Here is a 19,332-nt window from a genome sequence, read left to right as displayed (position 1 = left end):
TGAAGCGCTCAACGCGTGATAGATGAAGCGCGGGACCAAGCAGCGATTGAAGCTGCAACATTACCAACCCCAAAGCTGAAAGCCCCGAGGCAGAACCGTCAGGTCTGCCTCGGGGCATGCGAAGACTGAGCAGCTCGAACGCCCGGCTGCAGCCGGGCGGGCGTTACATCAGGCCTTCATTTCCCAGCCAGTCACTTCCGCCAGCGCCTTGCCGATATCGGCAAGCGAGCGAACGGTCTTCACGCCGGCGTCCTGCAGGGCTGCGAATTTCTCTTCCGCCGTTCCCTTGCCGCCGGAAATGATCGCGCCGGCGTGCCCCATCCGCTTGCCAGCCGGAGCCGTGACACCCGCGATGTAGGAAACGACTGGCTTGGTCACGTTGGCCTTGATGAAGGCCGCCGCTTCTTCCTCGGCCGAACCGCCGATCTCGCCGATCATGACGATGGCCTCGGTCTGCGGATCATCCTGGAACAGCTTGAGGATATCGATGAAGGTCGAGCCCGGAATAGGGTCACCACCGATACCAACACAGGTCGACTGGCCGAAACCGGCGTCGGTGGTCTGCTTCACGGCTTCGTAGGTCAGCGTGCCGGAGCGCGAGACGATACCGACCTTGCCGGGCATATGGATGTGCCCCGGCTGGATGCCAATCTTGCACTCACCGGGCGTGATCACGCCGGGGCAATTCGGCCCGATCAGGCGCACACCGAGCTCGTCGCACTTGATCTTAACCTCGAGCATATCCAGTGTCGGAATGCCTTCGGTGATGCAGACGATGAGCTTGATCCCACCGAAAGCCGCTTCGAGAATCGAGTCCTTGCAGAACGGCGCCGGCACGTAGATCACCGAGGCGTCAGCACCGGTGGTCTCGACGGCCTCCCGAACGGTGTTGAATACCGGCAGACCGAGGTGCATGGTGCCGCCCTTGCCCGGCGTGACGCCGCCGACCATCTTCGTGCCGTAGGCAATGGCCTGCTCGGAGTGGAAGGTACCTTGCGAGCCGGTGAAGCCCTGGCAAATGACCTTGGTGTCCTTGTTGATCAATACGCTCATTACTTGCCCTCCGCGGCTTTGACAACCTGAATGGCCGCATCGGTCAGGCTGCTCGCACCGATGATGTTCAGACCGCTTTCACTCAGCATCTTGGCCCCCAAGTCGGCGTTGTTGCCTTCCAGGCGAACCACCACCGGTACCTTGACGCCCACTTCGCGAACGGCACCGATAATGCCTTCGGCGATCATGTCGCATCGCACGATGCCGCCGAAGATGTTCACCAGAACGGCCGCGACATTGCTATCGGAGAGAATGATCTTGAACGCTTCGGTCACGCGTTCCTCGGTGGCACCACCGCCCACGTCGAGGAAGTTCGCCGGCGCACCGCCATGCAGGTTGACGATATCCATGGTGCCCATGGCCAGGCCCGCACCATTGACCATGCAGCCGATGTTGCCGTCGAGCGCTACGTAATTGAGCTCCCACTTGGCCGCGTGGGCCTCGCGCGGATCGTCCTGAGACGGATCGGCCATGTCGCGCAGTTTGGGTTGACGATAGATGGCGTTGCTGTCGATGTTGATCTTGGCGTCCAGGCAATGCAGGTTGCCGTCCTTCTTGATCACCAGCGGGTTCACTTCGAGCAGGGCCAGGTCATAGTCCTGGAACAGCTGGGCAAGGCCGACGAAGATATGGACGAACTGCTTGACCTGATCGCCCTTCAGACCCAGCTGGAATGCCAGCTCGCGCGCCTGGAACGGCTGTGCACCGACCAGCGGGTCGATGGTGGCCTTGAGGATTTTCTCAGGCGTGTCGTGAGCGACTTTTTCGATATCCACGCCACCTTCGGTGGAGGCCATGAACACGACCCGGCGACTCGCGCGATCAACCACGGCGCCCAGATAGAGCTCCTTGTCGATATCGGTACAAGCCTCGACAAGGATCTTGCTGACTGGCTGACCATTGGCGTCGGTCTGATAGGTCACCAGACGCTTGTCAAGCCACTGCTGGGCAAACGCCCGTGCTTCATCCTTGCTGCGAACCAGCTTTACGCCACCTGCCTTGCCACGTCCACCGGCATGCACCTGGGCTTTGACCACCCATTGCGTTCCGCCGATCTTGTCGCAGGCTTCCGCTGCTTCCTTCGGGCTATCGACTGCGTAACCCTTGGACACGGGCAGACCGTATTCAGCGAACAGTTGTTTACCTTGGTACTCGTGAAGATTCATGCTTTCTACCGTCTGGTTTGGTATTGGCGCATTTACGGCACGACGAGCCGCCGTGCCCCCTCACAAGTCGCTGAAAACTATCTGCGAATTCACGATACCTCTCAGCGACCTGCAATCCTTTTCGAATCTGCAGTTTGCAAAAGGCCCGGCGTATCCACAGATACGTCGGGCCCGGGTACAGCACGAAACCGATTAGCGCTTCTTGCGATTGGCGATGTGGATGGCGTGGCCATTCACAGCCAGGGCCGCTTCATGCAGCGCTTCGGACATCGTCGGGTGCGAGAACACCATCATGCCCAGGTCTTCGGCACTGGTGCCGAATTCCATGCCGATTGCGCCTTGCTGAACCAGCTCGGCAGCGCTTGGGCCCATGACATGAACGCCCAGCACACGGTCGGTCTTGGCATCGGCGATGACCTTGACCAGGCCAGCGGTGTCGTTGGCAGCCATGGCACGTCCGCTGGCAGCGAACGGGAAGGTACCGACGTTGACTTCAACGCCTTCAGCCTTGAGCGCCTGCTCGGACTTGCCGACCCATGCGATTTCCGGGTGAGTGTAGATGACCGACGGAATCAGGTCATAGTTCATCTGGGTCTTGTGACCAGCGATACGCTCGGCAACCATCACGCCCTCTTCCGAGGCCTTGTGGGCCAGCATGGCGCCGCGAACAACATCACCGATGGCGTAGACGCCAGGGACGCTGGTCGCGCAGTAGTCGTCAACGAAGATGAAACCGCGCTCATCCATATCGACACCAGCATCGGCAGCCAGCAGCTCGGAGGTGACCGGACGACGGCCAACTGCGACGATCAGCTTGTCGAAGGTCATCTGCTGCTCGCCTTCGGCGCTGGTGAAGTTGACGGTCACTTGATCGCCCTTCACTTCCGAACCGGTCAGACGAGCGCCCAGCAGAATCTTCAGACCCTGCTTGGAGAGGACTTTGAACGCTTCCTTGGAGATCTGCTCATCGGCAGCCGGCAGGAACTTTTCCATGGCTTCGATAACGGTCACTTCCGCGCCGAGGCGCGCCCAGACCGAACCCAGCTCGAGGCCGATCACGCCGGCACCGATGACGCCGAGCTTGCCCGGAACGCTCTGAAAGTCCAGTGCGCCGGTGGAGTCGACGATGACGTTCTGATCGACCGGCGCCGGCGGAATGTTTACCGGAGTCGAGCCGGAGGCAAGGATGACGTTCTCGGCAGCCAAGGTCTGCACGTTGCCGTCCAGGCCGGTCACTTCAACCTGCTTGCCGGCCAGCAGCTTGCCGTGGCCTTCGAATACGGTCACACCGTTGGCCTTCAGCAGAGCCGAAACCCCACCGGTAAGGTTCTTAACGATCTGGTCCTTGCGCGCGACCATGGTCGGAACGTCAATGGCCACTTCGCCAGTGCTGATGCCATGAACCTTGAAGCTCTCGTGGGCTTCATGAAACTTGTAGGAGCTGTCCAGCAGCGCCTTGGAAGGAATGCAACCTACGTTCAGGCACGTGCCGCCCAGAGCGGTCTTACCATCCTTGCCCTGGTATTTTTCGATACATGCGGTCTTCAGACCCAGCTGGGCTGCACGAATGGCGGCCACATAGCCGCCAGGGCCGGCACCGATGACGACGACGTCGAATTTCTGGCTCATTACGAATCCTCTTCAAAAGCAGCTAAAAGCCAAAGGCTGCAGGTAGCACGGCCGGCTTTCACCTGACCTGCCAGCTGCAGCCCGTGACGTTTCTATCAGATATCCAGCAGCAGACGGGCCGGGTCTTCCAGCAGGTCCTTCATGGTAACCAGGAAGGTCACCGCTTCCTTGCCGTCGATCAAGCGATGGTCATAGGACAGGGCCAGGTACATCATCGGCAGGATGACCACTTGACCGTTAACGGCCATCGGGCGTTCCTGGATCTTGTGCATACCGAGGATGGCGGTCTGAGGCGGGTTGACGATCGGGGTCGACAGCAGCGAACCAAACACACCACCATTGGAGATGGTGAAGGTGCCGCCAGTCATCTCTTCGATGGTCAGCTTGCCGGCCTTGGCCTTCTTGCCGAAGTTGTTGATGCCGCCTTCGATCTCGGCCAGGCTCATGTGCTCGGCGTTGCGCAGGACCGGAACCACCAGGCCGCGGTCGCTGGAAACGGCGACCCCGATATCCTGATAACCGTGGTAGACGATGTCATTGCCATCGATGGAAGCGTTGACGCCCGGCTGGCGCTTGAGTGCTTCGACCGCGGCCTTGACGAAGAAGGACATGAAGCCCAGGCGCACGCCGTTGTGAGTCTTCTCGAACAGATCCTTGTACTTGGAGCGCAGCTCCATGATCGGCTTCATGTTGACTTCGTTGAACGTAGTCAGCATCGCCATGGAGGATTGCGCTTCGACCAGACGCTCGGCGACCTTCGCACGCAGGCGGGTCATCGGCACGCGCTTCTCGACACGATCGCCCTCGGCGAAGATCGGAGCGGATGCAGCCGGAGCAGCCGGCTTGGCAGCAGCAGCCGGAGCGGATTTCTTGGCTTCAACGGCGGCAACCACGTCTTCCTTGGTCACGCGGCCATCTTTACCAGTACCGGCGATGCTGTTCGGATCGATGCCGTTCTCTTCGGCCATCTTGCGCGCAGCAGGAGCCAGGATTGGCTCTTCACCAGCGGTTGCGGCAGCAGCCGGGGCAGCAGCTTGAGGCGGGGCAGCAGCCGGCGCAGGTGCCGCGGCGGCAGTAGCACCAGCCTCCAGCTTGCCGAGCAGCTCGCCGCTCAGCACGGTGTCGCCTTCGTTCTTGACGATCTCGGTCAGCACGCCGTCAGCTTCGGCAAGCACTTCCATCACCACCTTGTCGGTTTCGATGTCGACGATCAGCTCATCACGCTTGACCGCGTCGCCCGGCTGCTTGTGCCAGGTGGCAACGGTGCCGTCGGCAACCGATTCCGGGAATGTAGGGGCTTTGATCTCGATAGCCATTATTCAGGGGTCCTATTGATTCGGTTTCTACATCGAGGCCGCGATATCGCGGCCCCTTGCACGAAATGGTTAAACGGTGAAGGCGTCCTGCAGCAGTTTTTCCTGCTGTTCGGCATGCATGGAGGCGTAACCGACCGCCGGCGCCGCTGAAGCATCACGACCCGCGTACTGAAGGAACAGTTCCTTCTTGTGTGCGGTGGCCACACGGCGCATGTGATGCTGGCTGCAGTACCAGGCACCCTGGTTCATCGGCTCTTCCTGGCACCAGACGATGTGTTTGAGATTCTGGTAAGGCGCGAGCGCTTCGGCCAGATCCTCTTCCGGGAACGGATACAGCTGCTCGATACGCACGATGGCGATATCTTCGCGGCCTTCGGCACGACGCTTGTCCAGCAGGTCATAGTAGACCTTGCCGCTACACATGATTACACGCTCGACCTTCGCCGGATCGATCGCGTCGACTTCCGGGATAACGGTCTGGAAGGAACCCTGGGTGAGCTCTTCCAGTGTCGAGGTCGCAAGCTTATGACGCAGCAGCGACTTGGGTGTCAGCGCAACTAGCGGCTTGCGCAGCGGGCGAATCGCCTGGCGACGCAGCATGTGGTAGACCTGCGCCGGAGTCGTCGGCACGCAAACCTGGATATTGTGCTCGGCGCACAGCTGCAGGTAACGCTCCAGACGAGCGGACGAGTGTTCCGGGCCCTGCCCCTCATAGCCATGTGGCAACAGCATGGTCAGGCCACACAGGCGACCCCACTTGTGCTCACCGCTGGTGATGAACTGGTCGATCACTACCTGGGCGCCATTGGCGAAGTCGCCGAACTGCGCTTCCCACACGACAAGCGCGTTGGGCATGGTTGTGGCGTAACCGTATTCGAAAGCAAGAACCGCTTCCTCGGAGAGGAACGAGTCGTACAGATCGAAACGCGGCTGACCTTCATAGAGGTGCTGCAGCGGAATGTAGGTACTGCCGTCCTTCTGGTTATGCAGCGCAGCATGGCGGTGCGAGAAGGTGCCGCGGCCGACGTCCTGACCGGAGATACGTACCGGGTGGCCTTCGAACAGCAGCGTGGCGTACGCCATGACTTCCGCGTAGCCCCAGTTGATGGTGAGCGCGCCCGCACCCATCTTCTGGCGATCTTCGAGAATCTTCGAGACCTGACGCTGCACCACGAAGCCTTCCGGCGTCTGCAGCAGCTTGTTGGACAGATCCTGCAAGGTCTTCAGATCGAAGCTGGTGTCATGACGGGCAGTCCAGGCATGACCCAGATACGGACGCCAGTCAACGAAGAGTTCTTTATTCGGCTCTTTGACCAGGCTCTTGACTACGTGCAGCCCATTGTCGAGCGCCGTACGGTACTCGTCGATCTTGGCCTGAACACGCTCGTCGTCCAGCACCTTGGACTGGATCAGCGTATCGGCGTACAGCTCACGAGTGGTGCGCTGCTTGGCGATCTTCTGATACATCAACGGCTGAGTGCCGCTCGGCTCGTCCGCTTCGTTGTGACCACGACGGCGGTAGCAGATCAGGTCGATGACGATGTCGCGCTTGAACTGCATCCGGTAGTCGACAGCGAGCTGGGTGACGAACAGCACCGCCTCGGGATCGTCTGCGTTCACATGGAAGATCGGCGCCTGGATCATCTTCGCCACATCGGTTGCGTACTCGGTGGAACGAGCATCTTCCTGCTTGTTGGTGGTGAAGCCGACCTGGTTGTTGACCACGATGCGAATGGTGCCACCCGTGCGATAAGCACGGGTCTGCGACATCTGGAAGGTTTCCATCACTACGCCCTGACCAGCGACAGCAGCATCGCCGTGGATGGTTACCGGAAGCACCTTGTCGCCGACCGGATCACAACGGCGATCCTGACGAGCCCGCACCGAACCCTCGACCACCGGGGAAACGATTTCGAGGTGGGACGGGTTGAACGCCATCGCCAGGTGAATTTCGCCACCTGGGGTCATCACGTTGGAGGAGAAGCCCTGGTGATACTTCACGTCACCTGAACTCAGGCCCTCGACCTTCTTGCCTTCAAACTCGTCGAAAAGGTCGCGCGGATTCTTGCCAAAGGTGTTGACCAGCACGTTCAGGCGGCCACGGTGGGCCATGCCGATTACGATTTCCTTAGTGCCATAAGAGCCAGAACGCTGGATGATCTCGTCAAGCAGCGGAATCAGGCTCTCGCCACCTTCGAGACCAAAACGCTTGGTGCCCGGATACTTGGTACCCAGGTACTTTTCCAGGCCTTCGGCGGCAGTCAGGCGCTCGAGCAGATGGCTCTTGATCTCCGGCGAGAAGTCCGGGCGGCCACGCACGCTTTCCAGGCGCTGAACGAACCAGCTTCGCTGCTCGGAATCGACGATGTGCATGTACTCGGCGCCGATGGTGCGGCAATAGGTTTCTTGCAGCGCCTGCAGGATTTCGCGCAGAGTGCCTTGTCCGTTGACCATGGCCAGGTCGGCGGTGCGGAACACGGTGTCGAGGTCGGCGTCAGTCAGACCGTAGTTATTGATCGCCAGATCGGCAGGAGCGGTGCGCTGTTGCAGGCCAAGCGGATCGAGCTGTGCTGCCTGATGGCCACGCACCCGATAGGCCTGGATCAGGCGCAGGACTTCGATCTGCTTCTTTTCGTGCTCACTGCTGACGCTACCTGCGGACACAGGCTGAGCACGACGCTGGTTCTTGCCCAGCAGGACGAAGTGGTCGCGAATAGTCGAGTGCGATACATCGGCTGAAGCGCTGCCACCGGAGGGCAACTTCTGGAAGTAAGTGCGCCACTCTTCGGGCACAGCGTTGGGATCGTGCAGGTAGAGCTCATAAAGCTCTTCCACATAGGCAGCGTTACCACCGGATAGGTGGGCACTGTCCCACATGCGCTGCATTACGCTTTCTTGCATGTCTGGTCACCTTCGATAAGGAGACACCACCAGCGTGGAAACCGCAGCATGACTTCCCAAGTTCTGAAGCAGCGACTCAGGTAAAGCCACTACGGACCGCGCAGATAGTTCCCGGGCACAAGCCGGGTGCTCCTGCTGGTCATCAAATTTTCAGAGTGGAATCCCGGCTTTGTGAGCTGGGATTCCTACTAAAACTACGGCGCCGAGCTTCAACTTCGGCGCCGCAGGTGTAACGGGTAACGCAATCCGGCCATTCCAGGCTAGCGCATAACCTTTCGCGACCGGGGTGTCATCAGGTGCCGCTCTGCAGCAGCATGTTGCGTATGTGACCGATTGCCTTGGTAGGGTTCAATCCCTTCGGACAAACGTCAACGCAATTCATGATACCGCGGCAGCGGAACACGCTGAACGGATCGTCCAAACCTGCCAGACGGTTCTCGGTTTCGGTGTCGCGGCTGTCGGCCAGGAATCGATAAGCCTGCAGCGACGCGGCCGGACCGAGGAACTTGTCCGGGTTCCACCAGAAGGACGGGCAGCTGGTCGAGCAGCAAGCGCACAGGATGCACTCGTACAGACCGTCCAGCTTCTCGCGATCTTCCGGACTTTGCAGACGTTCGATAGCCGGTGGCGGCGTATCGTTCATCAGATACGGACGCACTTTCTCGTACTGCTTGTAGAAGATGCTCATATCGACGGCCAAGTCACGAATAACTGGCAGACCCGGCAGCGGACGTACGACCAGCTTGTTGTTCTTGACCACGGCGGACAGCGGCGTAATGCAAGCCAGACCGTTCTTACCGTTGATGTTCATCCCATCGGAGCCACATACGCCTTCGCGGCAGGAGCGACGATAGGAGAAACCCTGATCCTGTTCCTTGATCAGAGCCAAGACGTCCAGAACCATCAGATCTTTACCATCGGTATTGACCTGAAAATCCTGCATGAACGGCTTTTCGTCCTGATCGGGGTTGTAGCGATAAACACTCACTTGCAACATATCGTCGACCTCAATAAGTCCGAACCTTGGGCTCGAATGCCGGAACGGTCTTCGGAGCGAAGTTCACGGCACGCTTGGCAACGCGCTTGTCACCCGGGAAGTACAGGGTGTGGCACAGCCAATTCTCGTCATCACGCTCTTCGAAATCTTCGCGAGCATGCGCGCCACGGGATTCCTTGCGGTTCTCCGCGGCAATAGCAGTAGCCTCGGCAACTTCCAGCAGGTTCTGCAGCTCGAGCGCTTCGATGCGCGCGGTGTTGAACGCCTGGCTCTTGTCCGAGATCTTGACACTGGCGATACGCTGACGCAGGTCCACCAGCTGAGCGATACCCTTCTGCATGTACTCGCCGGTACGGAATACACCGAAGTAGTTCTGCATGCAGTTCTGCAGTTCTTTGCGCAGCGGGGCGACGTCTTCACCAGTGGTGCGCTCGTTGAGACCGGCAAGACGGCTCAGGGCGACGTCCAGATCGGTTTCGCTGGCACCGCGATGTTCGATACCTTCCTTCAGCGCTTTCTCCAGGTGCAGACCTGCAGCGCGACCGAACACAACCAGATCCAGCAGCGAGTTGCCGCCCAGGCGGTTGGCGCCATGCACCGATACACAAGCCACTTCGCCTACTGCGAACAGGCCATCGATGATGGTGTCATTACCATTGGCGTCTTGAGTGATGGCCTGACCATGAATATTAGTGGCGATACCACCCATCATGTAGTGACAGGTCGGCACGACCGGTACCGGAGCGGTCACCGGATCGACATGCGCAAAGGTCTTCGACAGTTCACAGATGCCCGGCAGGCGGCTGTGCAGCACTTCTTCACCGAGGTGATCCAGCTTCAGCATCACGTGGTCACCATCCGGGCCACAGCCATTGCCAGCCAGGATTTCCTTGACCATCGAGCGCGCAACGACGTCACGACCAGCCAGGTCTTTCGCATTAGGAGCATAGCGCTCCATGAAACGCTCGCCGTGCTTGTTGATCAGGTAGCCACCTTCACCACGGCAACCTTCGGTTACCAGCACACCCGCGCCGGCAATACCGGTCGGGTGGAACTGCCACATCTCGATGTCTTGAACCGGCACGCCTGCGCGCAGCGCCATGCCCACGCCGTCGCCGGTGTTGATCAGAGCATTGGTGGTCGATGCATAGATGCGACCAGCACCACCAGTCGCAAGAACAGTGGCCTTCGAACGAATGTAAACGGTTTCACCGGTTTCGATGCAGATGGCGATAACACCAACGACCGCACCATCCTGGTTCTTAACCAGATCGACCGCATACCACTCATTGAGGAATACGGTGTCGTTCTTCAGGTTGCCCTGATAGAGGGTGTGCAGCAGTGCATGACCAGTACGGTCGGCGGCAGCGCAGGTACGAGCAGCCTGCCCGCCCTTGCCGAAATCCTTGGACTGACCACCGAACGGACGCTGATAGATACGACCCTGCTCGGTACGGGAAAACGGTAGGCCCATGTGCTCGAGCTCGAACACAGCTTCCGGGCCAACGGAACACATGTACTCGATAGCGTCCTGGTCACCGATGTAGTCGGAACCCTTGACGGTATCGTACATATGCCAGCGCCAGTCATCATTCGGATCGGCCGAAGCGATGGCGCAGGTGATGCCACCCTGAGCGGAAACGGTGTGCGAACGAGTCGGAAAAACCTTGGTGACCACAGCGGTCTTGTGACCGGACTGGGACAACTGCAGCGCCGCGCGCATACCGGCGCCACCGCCACCAACGATGATGGCGTCAAAAGAAAGCGTACGAATGTTAGCCATGAATCAGATACCCCAAAGAATCTGCACGCCCCAGACGAAGAAGGTGAACATGGCAATGCCACACACCGCCTGGAACAGGAAACGAACGCCGGTAGCCCACTTGCCGATCGCCATGTTGGTCAGGTAGTCAGTGGAAATCGTCCACATACCAACCCACGCGTGCACACTCAGGGCAACCAGCGCCAACAGGCTGAAGATCCGCATCCAGTTGGCCGAAAACAGCTCATGCCACTGTGCATACTCCAAGTCCGGGTTCGCAATCAGGTACCCAAGCAGGAACAGAAAATAAGCCGCAAGAACCACTGCAGAAACGCGCTGCGCCATCCAGTCGTACAGACCCGAGCGCGAAAAGTTGGTGACATTGGTTACCATATCCACACTCCCGCCAGAACGATCAGCACCGCCGACACGGCGATTACGATTTTCGAGCCCAGCTTGCCGCCTTCCAGCGTCTCGCCATGCCCAGTGTCCATGATCAGGTGACGCACACCCGCCACCAAGTGATACAGCAGTGCGGACAGCAACGCCCAGCTCACCAGCTTGGCCAGGGGACTGCTCAGATACGCACGAACATCCTCAAAGCCTTCTGGCGAAGACAACGAGGTATCGAGCGCAAGCAGCAGCAAGGCGACACCGACGAACAGGATGACACCGGATACACGGTGGAGAATCGACGTGTAAGCAGTGATGGGGAGTTTTATTGTCCTAAGATCTAGGTTTACAGGTCGTTGGCTTTTCACGGCTTTTTTTCACACTTGAGAGCCCCAGAGCGCAGGGCAAAGTTGTTGGGAAGAGTACGCAGCAGTACCCGCTACCCACGAGTGACAACCTACAGAATACTGCCTGTAAGGCCCCTGCCGGTCGGTGTCCGAGTATAAACAGTTAGGTCACTAATGACAATGTGGTGAAGTGCCACTAAAGGCTGATAGCAGCCCCTATATAAATGCCGTAAACAGTGCACCCAAGCTGTACTCATCCCCCTGCAGAGCCCTCTACGGCATGGGTTCACGCAAATTGACTTTGCGATTTATCACTCTATAGTGATGCGGGCCCTGCGTGGGGGGCCATGATGATTCCAAGCACAAAACAGGAGGCCATACATGGCTGACAAGAAAGCGCAGTTGATCATCGAGGGCGCTGCCCCCGTCGAACTGCCCGTTTTAACCGGTACCGTAGGGCCTGATGTAATAGACGTACGAAGCCTGACCTCCACGGGTCACTTCACCTTCGATCCCGGCTTCATGTCGACCGCCTCTTGCGAGTCCAAGATCACCTACATCGACGGCGATAAGGGCATCCTGCTGCACCGCGGCTATCCCATCGAGCAGCTGGCAGAGAAATCCGACTACCTGGAAACCTGCTACCTGCTGCTGAACGGCGAACTGCCTACCGCCGAGCAGAAGGCACAGTTCGTCAGCACCGTGAAGAACCACACCATGGTTCACGAGCAGCTGAAGTCCTTCCTTAATGGCTTCCGTCGTGACGCTCACCCCATGGCCATCATGTGCGGCGTAGTCGGCGCACTCTCGGCCTTCTATCACGACTCCCTAGACATCAACGACCCGCACCATCGCGAGATTTCCGCGGTGCGCCTGGTCGCGAAGATGCCGACCATTGCCGCAATGGTTTACAAGTACTCGATCGGTCAGCCGCTGATGTATCCGCGCAACGATCTGAGCTACTCGGAAAACTTCCTGCACATGATGTTCAACACTCCGTGCGAGATCAAGCCGATCAGCCCGGTGCTGGCCAAGGCAATGGATCGCATCTTCATCCTGCACGCCGACCATGAGCAGAATGCCTCGACTTCCACAGTACGCCTCGCCGGCTCCACCGGTGCCAACCCGTTCGCCTGTATCGCAGCCGGCATCGCCGCTCTGTGGGGGCCGGCACACGGCGGCGCGAACGAAGCCGTACTCACCATGCTGGACGAGATCGGCGACGTGTCGAACGTCGAGAAATTCCTGGCCAAGGCCAAGGACAAGAACGATCCGTTCAAGCTGATGGGCTTCGGCCATCGCGTCTACAAGAACTTCGATCCGCGCGCCAAGGTCATGAAGCAGACCTGCGACGAGGTTCTGGGCGAGCTCGGCATCAACGATCCGCAACTGGATCTGGCCATGAAGCTGGAAGAGATCGCCCTCAACGATCCGTACTTCGCCGAGCGCAACCTGTACCCGAACGTGGACTTCTACTCGGGCATCATCCTCAAGGCCATCGGCATTCCGACCAGCATGTTCACCGTCATCTTCGCCCTGGCGCGTACTGTCGGCTGGATCTCCCACTGGAAGGAAATGATCGCCTCCGGCCAGAAGATCGGCCGTCCGCGTCAGCTGTACACCGGTCACACCAAGCGCGACCTACCGCGTTAAGCGACAATCCCGCGCACGAAAAAGGCTGCCTTTGGGGCAGCCTTTTTTGCTTTTGAAGGACATTAGTTGTAGTGCGTAAGTACGAGCCGAAACCCCTAGAGGACGAGGCCTCTAGGCAGCACCACCCGGCACTATCGCTACGCCGTCGCCTGCTCCAGCCAGCCAAGCAGACGAATCGCGTCCTCCCTGTTTTCCCCACAACAAACAGGATCAGCCGAAAAAGCCGAGCACACCGCCGGCCGCCGCGGATCGCCGAACAGCAAACAGAGAAAGTCAGCGCTTAATTGAATACAGCGCTCCCCAGCGCGCTTGCCATGAGGCATGCCAGGTATCGAGGAGCTAATGGAGGGCGCGATACAGCATGCACCGCAACCAGGGCGACAATCCATAAAACTGCCACTCAGTGAAAAAACGGGCGCGATAATAATCCGGCTGAAGCTTACGCACCAGATGCACCATTGCAGGCGAAAACGCTTGGAAATACCCTAGCGCGTCATCATTTCGAGCCCACACCCACCATGCCTGTCTGGTTGCAAACCGCCGCCCTCCTCTGCTGCTCCAACCTATTCATGACCTTCGCCTGGTACGGCCACCTGAAGAGCCTGAACGGCAAACCCTGGCTCATCGCCGCATTGATCAGCTGGGGCATCGCATTCTTCGAATACATGCTGATGGTGCCAGCAAACCGCATCGGCTATACCGAGCTGTCGATCGGCCAACTGAAGATCATGCAGGAGGTAATCACCCTGATGGTGTTCGTTCCGTTCAGCGTGCTGTACATGCAGCAGCCATTGAAGCTCGATTATCTATGGGCAGGGCTTTGCATGGTCGGAGCGGTCTACTTCATTTTTCGCAGCTAGCACTTCTGCCAGGTGACGCCAGGCCTGGCGCTTGGGCATACTGGCGACCCTTTTCCCGACCCTGCAAAGGAATCCAAATGTTCAAGGTCAATGAGTACTTCGATGGCACCGTCAAATCCATCGCCTTCGACATGACTGAAGGCCCGGCCACGATCGGCGTCATGGCGCCAGGTGAATACGAATTCGGCACTGCGCAACTGGAAGTCATGCACGTAGTTGCTGGCAGCCTGGACGTGAAACTGCCGGGTAGCGACGCCTGGGAAACCTTTGCCAGCGGCAGCCAGTTCACCGTACCGGCGAACAGCAAATTTCAGCTGAAGGTCAAGGTAGACACCGCGTATCTGTGCGAGTACCGCTGAGACGCAGCGAGCACTCCCTGAGACGGTGGGTTCGCGGTGGATGAGCGAAGCGTCATCCACCCTACTCCACGCACCCTCGGTACCGCCCAGCTCTTCGCCGCGCGAAGAATCCAGCGTGACGGGCGTCTAGCCTAACGACCCGTAAGCGCGGCTGACCTGCTTGGCCTGATTCAGCCTGGTCAGCTCCGCGGCCAGCCGCTCACGCTCAGCGCGCCCCGCCCGCTGAAGCTCATCATACAGAGCCGCCACTGCGTCGATTTCCGCACGCAGCCCGGCATCAGCTGCATCTTCGTCGCACAATGATGCCACCAGCGCGCTGCACTCATGATCCAGCGAGCTGACCGCATCCCACTCCCCTGCGCTCAGTGCGCCGCGGAGCTTTTGCGCCAACGCGGCGAAGGCTTGCTTCTTCAACGACATCTTTTCCCCGAAAACGCGGTAAGCCAGCAAGCCAGCTTCAGGTGAATCAGCCCCTAGGCGCGATCTGATCCCAAGCCAGCTTTATCTCACCCAGAAGCTTGCCCACCTCGTTCAGTTTGTCGACATCATTATGCCGGCTCGCTTCGAACAGGCGCATCGTCATGTATTCATACAGACGATCAAGGTTGGCCGCCAGCTCGCCGCCAACATCCTGATCCAGCGCATCACGCAGCCCACCGATGATATTGATGGCCTTGCCGATCAGCACACCCTTCTCAGCGAAAGCCTCACGCTCCATCGCACCTTTGGCCTGAGCGATACGATCCAAACCACCTTGCATCAGCATCTGAATCAGGCGATGCGGGTCGGCCTCGGTAACCTGGGCTTTTACGCCAACCTGCTGGTATTGCCGCATTGCTGCCATAGCATTCATTTGGATGAGCCCCTTGCCACATCGATCTCACATACCTGTTTATCGGTCATTTGGCGCAGGACTTGAGTTTGTTTTGCAAACAAAAAACCGCCTACCGGCGGTTCTTGTATAAGCAGTCTGGCCTACTTTTTCGAATTGCTTCCTGCCCAAGGCAGGTTCTCCAGCGACGCGAGAAGGCTCGAAGACGTATTAGACAACTGCCCCACCAACAGATCCATTGCATTGAACTGCTTGTACAGTCGCTCCTGAAGCGAGGTGATACGGCGGGTGAGCGCCTCTTTCTGATCATCTATCTTGGTGATCGTCTCGGTCATTGCCTTGTTGCGCTGCTCGAGTATTCCACCGGTCTCGGTGTATGGCTTCAGCTTCGCATCAAGCCTGGAAGCCAACCCCTTGTCACCTGTGAACAGGCCCGACAATTCGCCGAAATTACCGGCCATCGCCTTGTCCAGCTTGGCGCTGTCAATGGCGAGCGTGCCATCCTTCTGTGTGGTGATACCAATATCGGTCAGCGCACGCAGTGCACCATCACCCTGCACGTTAACCAGCTCGTTGCGAATCGTATTGAGCAAGGTGCGCGCCGTGGCATCGCCCACCAATGCGCCTGTTACGGGCGCCTTACCCTCACCCACCGATGTAACCTTGGTCTGCGCATTGATCACGCCGATCAGCTTGTTGTAGCTGTCGACAAAGGTCTGGATCTGGTTTTTAACCCCCGCCTTGTCTTCCGCCACCGCGATAGTCAGCGGTTCGTTTGCAACGGTTTTGGCCTTAAGGTCGAGCGTGACGCCCTCAATGGCACCATCGACTTTGTTGGTCTCGCTGATTACCTTCAAACCGTCGACATACAATTCAGCACTCTGTGCCGAGGTCAACACGCGAGCATCTTTGCCGGTGCCTGAGGTACCGTCGAAGTTCAATGCGGAAAGACCGATGAGCCCAGGTTCGTCTGCCCCGGTTGCAGTGACGGTAATATCGCGCCCTGCGCCCGTCTTGCTGCTACTCAGCACCAGTCGAGAACCATACTCGTCCGTGACAATGGTGGCGCTAACACCCATGTCTTTCCCGGCCGTGTTGATTGCATCACGCACACCGGCGAGCGTGTTGGTGTTTTCGTCAATCGTGACAGAAAAGGATTCCTTGGTGTTCGGCGCGGGCGGGATGCCTGGCACGCCAAGCGAGACCTCGAACGTTCCACTGGTAAAACGCGCCGGGGCTTCGGCCGTATTGGGAATCGCTGCCAATGCAACCTTGCTGCTGCTCGCCAGTGATTTGACTTCCAGTTGATAGCTGCCAGCTCCCGCGGCGGTTGACGCCGTAACGCCGACGAGGTCCGACTTGCTGGAAGTAGCCGAGCGCGCTTGGAACAGCTCTGGCTTGTTCAACGCACCCAGTGCAGTTTGGAAATCACTGATTGCACCCTTTAGCGCACCAACCGCCGTGATCTGCGTAGTGGTCTTCTTTTCGAGGGTTGCAAGCTGGGTTTCCTTGGGCGCGCGCTCGGCAGCCACCATGCTGGCCACGATGCTGTCGATGTCGATCCCGGAACCGATGCCTGATACGCTTGCCATAGCTTCACCTCGTCAAATAAACCACACGACCGTATTGGATCGAAAACCAAACAAGAAACGTGCCGCTAGGCCTTAGCCTCGAATAACAGGCTGCGCATTTCATCCAGTCGCTCGGCCAGGCGCAGGATATCCTCGGACGGAATCTGCCGCACCACCTTGCCCGAGTCGCCATCCAGCACCTGCACCACAACCTGACCGGTGGAATCATCCACGCTGAAGTTCAAATCGCGCTGCAAGGTCTGCACCTGCGTGCGAATGCGCTCTACTGCTTCGTTTACATCTACTTTCTGTGGAGCCTTGCCAGAACCACCTTCGCCCTGCAACGAAGAAAGCCCAGCTTCCTGACGAAAGCTGGGCATCGCGTTGCTCGACGAGGATGACGCAAGCGTGGCACTCGCTGCTCTTGCGACGTCCATGATTCACCTCTCAATGAATCGATGGGGTGGACTGACCACCCCATCGGTGAGCCTCGCTTACTGCAGCAGGCTGAGAACGGCCTGCGGCAGCTGCTTGGCCTGAGCCAGGATCGCGGTGCCGGCTTGCTGCAGAATCTGGTTCTTGCTCAGATTCGCGGTTTCGGCAGCAAAGTCGGTATCTTGGATACGGCCGCGGGCCGCAGAAACGTTTTCGGAGATATTCTGTAGATTAGCAATAGTATTTTCGAATCGGTTTTGCACTGCACCAAGATCGGCACGCTGAGAATCAATTGATTTCAGCGCGGCATCAATCACATCGATAGAGCTCTGGGCATCCTCAGCCGTGAGTACCGAAATATTAGCTACGGAGTCAATGGAGGAATCTGCTCCGGCCGCGTCAAAAACTTCGGTGCTCGCTCCACTAAAGGAGAACTCAGATGTGCCGGCAAGCTCAATCTTACCAACGGCAGTTTGCCCGGCAACTAATGCATCTTCATTGCCAGTGCCGTTTGGATTTATTTTGAAAGCAGCATCTGCCAGGGCGGTAGAGCCATCACTCTCCGTACCGCTAAACGAAATCTTAATATCATCCTTTCCCGACAGCACTATTTGGGTCTTATCGACTGTCCCGTCAGCAGCAACACCAAAAGATGCCGTCACATCAGCGCCAGCTGCGTTCACTTGATTTCGCAGCGAAGTGAGATCGTTAATATTGAAATTATCGACCTGAATCGTTTTCCCATTCAGATTCATCGAGAACGAGCCGCCGCTTACCTCAGCAGCAAACTCAGAAAGAGTTACTTCATTTTTTACTGTAGCTTGCACACCCACACCAGCGGTTGCCGTCGCAGCATTGATGGCGCTAGCAATCGTTTTTGACGTAGCATTAGCGCCGTACTCAATTGCCGCCGTTGTTCCACTGGCATCGGAAATCTTGAAGTTATCGGTAGCTGCTACAGCAGTGATGCCGTTATTAGCTACGCCCGTAACTAATGCATCACCCGCGATAGATCCAGCGGCATCATACTTATTATTACCCAGCGTAGCCGAGTTAGTTGATGTAATACCAAAGCTAATAGTTTCATTCGCTTGCGAGCCGACTTGAAATGCGACCTTTTCGAAATCGCCATTTAGAAGTTTACGCCCACCAAAAGTAGTGGTATCAGAAATCCGATTAAGCTCTTCTTTTAGCTGATTTACTTCTTGATTAAGTGCCTTTCGTTCAGAATCCGAGTTCGAACCATTTGCGGATTGGAGCGCGAGGTCACGCATACGCTGAAGGAGATTGGTCGACTGCTGCATGGCGCCTTCAGCAGTTTGAGCCAGAGAAATACCATCGTTGGCATTTCGAACAGCGACACCCAACCCGTTAATCTGGCTGGTCAGGCGGTTGGAAATCTGCAATCCCGCAGCATCGTCCTTCGCACTGTTGATGCGACTACCAGTGGACAGGCGCTGCATGGAGGTTGCCAGAGCGTTGGAAGAGTTGCTGAGGTTACGCTGAGTGTTCAGCGATGCGATGTTGGTATTGACGGTAAGAGCCATGGTGTTTGCCTCCAAGGGCGCTAGTTACTTTGGTTGCCTGAGCTTGCGACTCCGGGCCGGCTTGTGCCCAGGCACCCATTGAGTTCGCATTCGATTAGCTTATCGGCGCCGTTTGGGTTGGCTTTAGGGCAGATTCGAACTTTTTCGTGAGCCCGGTACCGCTCCAACGCTACGCCAGCACATCCATACTGCGGACTTGCTTGTCTAGCTTTTCGGGTGAGGCGAGGAAAACTTTAGGGGAAAGCTGCAGCTGTTCCCTGACCTGAAGTCAAAGGGGCTCGCTCACTGCTGGCGAGCTTTGCTAACGCATTCCCGCCGAAGGCCGCTCCCATCAATTCGGTGAAACATTTGGGGAGCGGGTATGACAGCGAAGCTCGCTGGGATGAGGCGTTGCTGACGTGCTATGAACCAAGCTGTGCGAGACGCTCGAGGAATTGCGCTTCGTCGAGCACCGTCACGCCGAGTTCGTTGGCTTTGGTGAGCTTCGAGCCCGCGCCTGGGCCCGCCACTA

The 19,332-nt window shown here is 58.1% G+C and carries 18 protein-coding genes; 3 read left to right on the top strand and 15 right to left on the bottom strand.

Annotated elements, in window-relative coordinates; all coding sequences use genetic code 11:
• Positions 1-168 precede the first annotated feature (168 nt).
• The 9 genes from sucD to sdhC form a co-directional block, all read right to left on the bottom strand.
• Positions 169-1,053 (bottom strand): succinate--CoA ligase subunit alpha, encoded by an 885-nt coding sequence (gene sucD / locus LO50_RS04800; RefSeq protein ID WP_014820473.1) that lies wholly within the window; start codon positions 1,051-1,053, stop codon positions 169-171.
• Entirely contained in the window at positions 1,053-2,219 is a 1,167-nt protein-coding gene (gene sucC, locus LO50_RS04795; protein WP_014820474.1) for an ADP-forming succinate--CoA ligase subunit beta, read from the bottom strand. Before sucC ends, sucD begins: the two co-directional genes overlap by 1 nt.
• A 192-nt stretch (positions 2,220-2,411) precedes the next feature.
• Positions 2,412-3,848, bottom strand: coding sequence for a dihydrolipoyl dehydrogenase (gene lpdA, locus LO50_RS04790; RefSeq protein WP_044314278.1), 1,437 nt, complete (start codon positions 3,846-3,848; stop codon positions 2,412-2,414).
• Positions 3,849-3,943: 95 nt separating this feature from the next.
• Positions 3,944-5,164 carry a 2-oxoglutarate dehydrogenase complex dihydrolipoyllysine-residue succinyltransferase gene (gene odhB, locus LO50_RS04785; RefSeq protein ID WP_044314277.1) on the bottom strand — a complete coding sequence of 407 codons (1,221 nt, stop codon included), beginning with the start codon at positions 5,162-5,164 and terminating at the stop codon, positions 3,944-3,946.
• Positions 5,165-5,233: 69 nt separating this feature from the next.
• Entirely contained in the window at positions 5,234-8,065 is a 2,832-nt protein-coding gene (locus tag LO50_RS04780) for a 2-oxoglutarate dehydrogenase E1 component (RefSeq protein WP_044314276.1), read from the bottom strand.
• A gap of 292 nt (positions 8,066-8,357) precedes the next feature.
• The gene (locus LO50_RS04775; RefSeq protein ID WP_003302396.1) at positions 8,358-9,062 is read right to left on the bottom strand and encodes a succinate dehydrogenase iron-sulfur subunit; all 705 of its coding nucleotides are present in this window, start codon (positions 9,060-9,062) and stop codon (positions 8,358-8,360) included.
• 10 nt (positions 9,063-9,072) lie between these two features.
• Positions 9,073-10,845 carry a succinate dehydrogenase flavoprotein subunit gene (sdhA, locus tag LO50_RS04770; protein ID WP_044314275.1) on the bottom strand — a complete coding sequence of 591 codons (1,773 nt, stop codon included), beginning with the start codon at positions 10,843-10,845 and terminating at the stop codon, positions 9,073-9,075.
• Between the two features lie 3 nt (positions 10,846-10,848).
• Positions 10,849-11,217: a succinate dehydrogenase, hydrophobic membrane anchor protein gene (gene sdhD, locus LO50_RS04765; protein WP_014820479.1), complete on the bottom strand. Its 369-nt coding sequence runs from the start codon at positions 11,215-11,217 to the stop codon at positions 10,849-10,851.
• Entirely contained in the window at positions 11,211-11,585 is a 375-nt protein-coding gene (sdhC, locus tag LO50_RS04760; protein ID WP_014820480.1) for a succinate dehydrogenase, cytochrome b556 subunit, read from the bottom strand. Before sdhC ends, sdhD begins: the two co-directional genes overlap by 7 nt.
• A 360-nt stretch (positions 11,586-11,945) precedes the next feature.
• Between sdhC and gltA the strand changes: the two genes are divergently transcribed.
• Positions 11,946-13,217, top strand: a complete 1,272-nt coding sequence (gene gltA / locus LO50_RS04755) for a citrate synthase (protein ID WP_003294794.1) — start codon at positions 11,946-11,948, stop codon at positions 13,215-13,217.
• 137 nt (positions 13,218-13,354) lie between these two features.
• On the opposite strand, the gene LO50_RS25320 is transcribed toward gltA, so the two are convergent.
• Complete coding sequence (locus LO50_RS25320) at positions 13,355-13,606, bottom strand: YkgJ family cysteine cluster protein (RefSeq protein ID WP_080902069.1); 252 nt, start codon at positions 13,604-13,606, stop codon at positions 13,355-13,357.
• Positions 13,607-13,735: 129 nt separating this feature from the next.
• Here LO50_RS25320 and LO50_RS04750 point away from each other — a divergent pair, with 129 nt between their 5' ends.
• Positions 13,736-14,077, top strand: a complete 342-nt coding sequence (locus LO50_RS04750) for a DMT family protein (protein WP_003285450.1) — start codon at positions 13,736-13,738, stop codon at positions 14,075-14,077.
• Between the two features lie 77 nt (positions 14,078-14,154).
• Positions 14,155-14,436, top strand: coding sequence for a pyrimidine/purine nucleoside phosphorylase (gene ppnP / locus LO50_RS04745; protein WP_003302386.1), 282 nt, complete (start codon positions 14,155-14,157; stop codon positions 14,434-14,436).
• Positions 14,437-14,562: 126 nt separating this feature from the next.
• On the opposite strand, the gene LO50_RS04740 is transcribed toward ppnP, so the two are convergent.
• The 5 genes from LO50_RS04740 to LO50_RS04720 form a co-directional block, all read right to left on the bottom strand.
• On the bottom strand, positions 14,563-14,856 hold the full coding sequence (locus LO50_RS04740; protein ID WP_017245261.1) for a flagellar protein FliT: 294 nt from the start codon (positions 14,854-14,856) through the stop codon (positions 14,563-14,565).
• A 46-nt stretch (positions 14,857-14,902) separates the two neighbouring features.
• Entirely contained in the window at positions 14,903-15,289 is a 387-nt protein-coding gene (gene fliS / locus LO50_RS04735) for a flagellar export chaperone FliS (protein WP_026006571.1), read from the bottom strand.
• A 122-nt stretch (positions 15,290-15,411) separates the two neighbouring features.
• Complete coding sequence (fliD, locus tag LO50_RS04730; protein ID WP_003302380.1) at positions 15,412-16,860, bottom strand: flagellar filament capping protein FliD; 1,449 nt, start codon at positions 16,858-16,860, stop codon at positions 15,412-15,414.
• Between the two features lie 65 nt (positions 16,861-16,925).
• Positions 16,926-17,219, bottom strand: coding sequence for a flagellar protein FlaG (locus LO50_RS04725; protein WP_003302379.1), 294 nt, complete (start codon positions 17,217-17,219; stop codon positions 16,926-16,928).
• 114 nt (positions 17,220-17,333) lie between these two features.
• Positions 17,334-18,821: a flagellin gene (locus LO50_RS04720; RefSeq protein WP_044314274.1), complete on the bottom strand. Its 1,488-nt coding sequence runs from the start codon at positions 18,819-18,821 to the stop codon at positions 17,334-17,336.
• Positions 18,822-19,332 lie beyond the last annotated feature (511 nt).

Origin of the sequence: Stutzerimonas stutzeri (assembly GCF_000935215.1) — a bacterium.
Taxonomy (GTDB): domain Bacteria; phylum Pseudomonadota; class Gammaproteobacteria; order Pseudomonadales; family Pseudomonadaceae; genus Stutzerimonas.
Note: the sequence above shows the minus strand (reverse complement) of the source record. Positions and strands in the feature narration are given on the sequence as shown.

Coding starts and splice junctions, on each gene's coding strand:
- sucD (WP_014820473.1), bottom strand. CDS start 1,053: ATGAGCGTATTGATCAACAAGGACACCAAGGTCATTTGCCAGGGCTTC.
- sucC (WP_014820474.1), bottom strand. CDS start 2,219: ATGAATCTTCACGAGTACCAAGGTAAACAACTGTTCGCTGAATACGGT.
- lpdA (WP_044314278.1), bottom strand. CDS start 3,848: ATGAGCCAGAAATTCGACGTCGTCGTCATCGGTGCCGGCCCTGGCGGC.
- odhB (WP_044314277.1), bottom strand. CDS start 5,164: ATGGCTATCGAGATCAAAGCCCCTACATTCCCGGAATCGGTTGCCGAC.
- LO50_RS04780 (WP_044314276.1), bottom strand. CDS start 8,065: ATGCAAGAAAGCGTAATGCAGCGCATGTGGGACAGTGCCCACCTATCC.
- LO50_RS04775 (WP_003302396.1), bottom strand. CDS start 9,062: ATGTTGCAAGTGAGTGTTTATCGCTACAACCCCGATCAGGACGAAAAG.
- sdhA (WP_044314275.1), bottom strand. CDS start 10,845: ATGGCTAACATTCGTACGCTTTCTTTTGACGCCATCATCGTTGGTGGC.
- sdhD (WP_014820479.1), bottom strand. CDS start 11,217: ATGGTAACCAATGTCACCAACTTTTCGCGCTCGGGTCTGTACGACTGG.
- gltA (WP_003294794.1), top strand. CDS start 11,946: ATGGCTGACAAGAAAGCGCAGTTGATCATCGAGGGCGCTGCCCCCGTC.
- LO50_RS25320 (WP_080902069.1), bottom strand. CDS start 13,606: ATGGATTGTCGCCCTGGTTGCGGTGCATGCTGTATCGCGCCCTCCATT.
- LO50_RS04750 (WP_003285450.1), top strand. CDS start 13,736: ATGCCTGTCTGGTTGCAAACCGCCGCCCTCCTCTGCTGCTCCAACCTA.
- ppnP (WP_003302386.1), top strand. CDS start 14,155: ATGTTCAAGGTCAATGAGTACTTCGATGGCACCGTCAAATCCATCGCC.
- LO50_RS04740 (WP_017245261.1), bottom strand. CDS start 14,856: ATGTCGTTGAAGAAGCAAGCCTTCGCCGCGTTGGCGCAAAAGCTCCGC.
- fliS (WP_026006571.1), bottom strand. CDS start 15,289: ATGAATGCTATGGCAGCAATGCGGCAATACCAGCAGGTTGGCGTAAAA.
- fliD (WP_003302380.1), bottom strand. CDS start 16,860: ATGGCAAGCGTATCAGGCATCGGTTCCGGGATCGACATCGACAGCATC.
- LO50_RS04725 (WP_003302379.1), bottom strand. CDS start 17,219: ATGCCCAGCTTTCGTCAGGAAGCTGGGCTTTCTTCGTTGCAGGGCGAA.
- LO50_RS04720 (WP_044314274.1), bottom strand. CDS start 18,821: ATGGCTCTTACCGTCAATACCAACATCGCATCGCTGAACACTCAGCGT.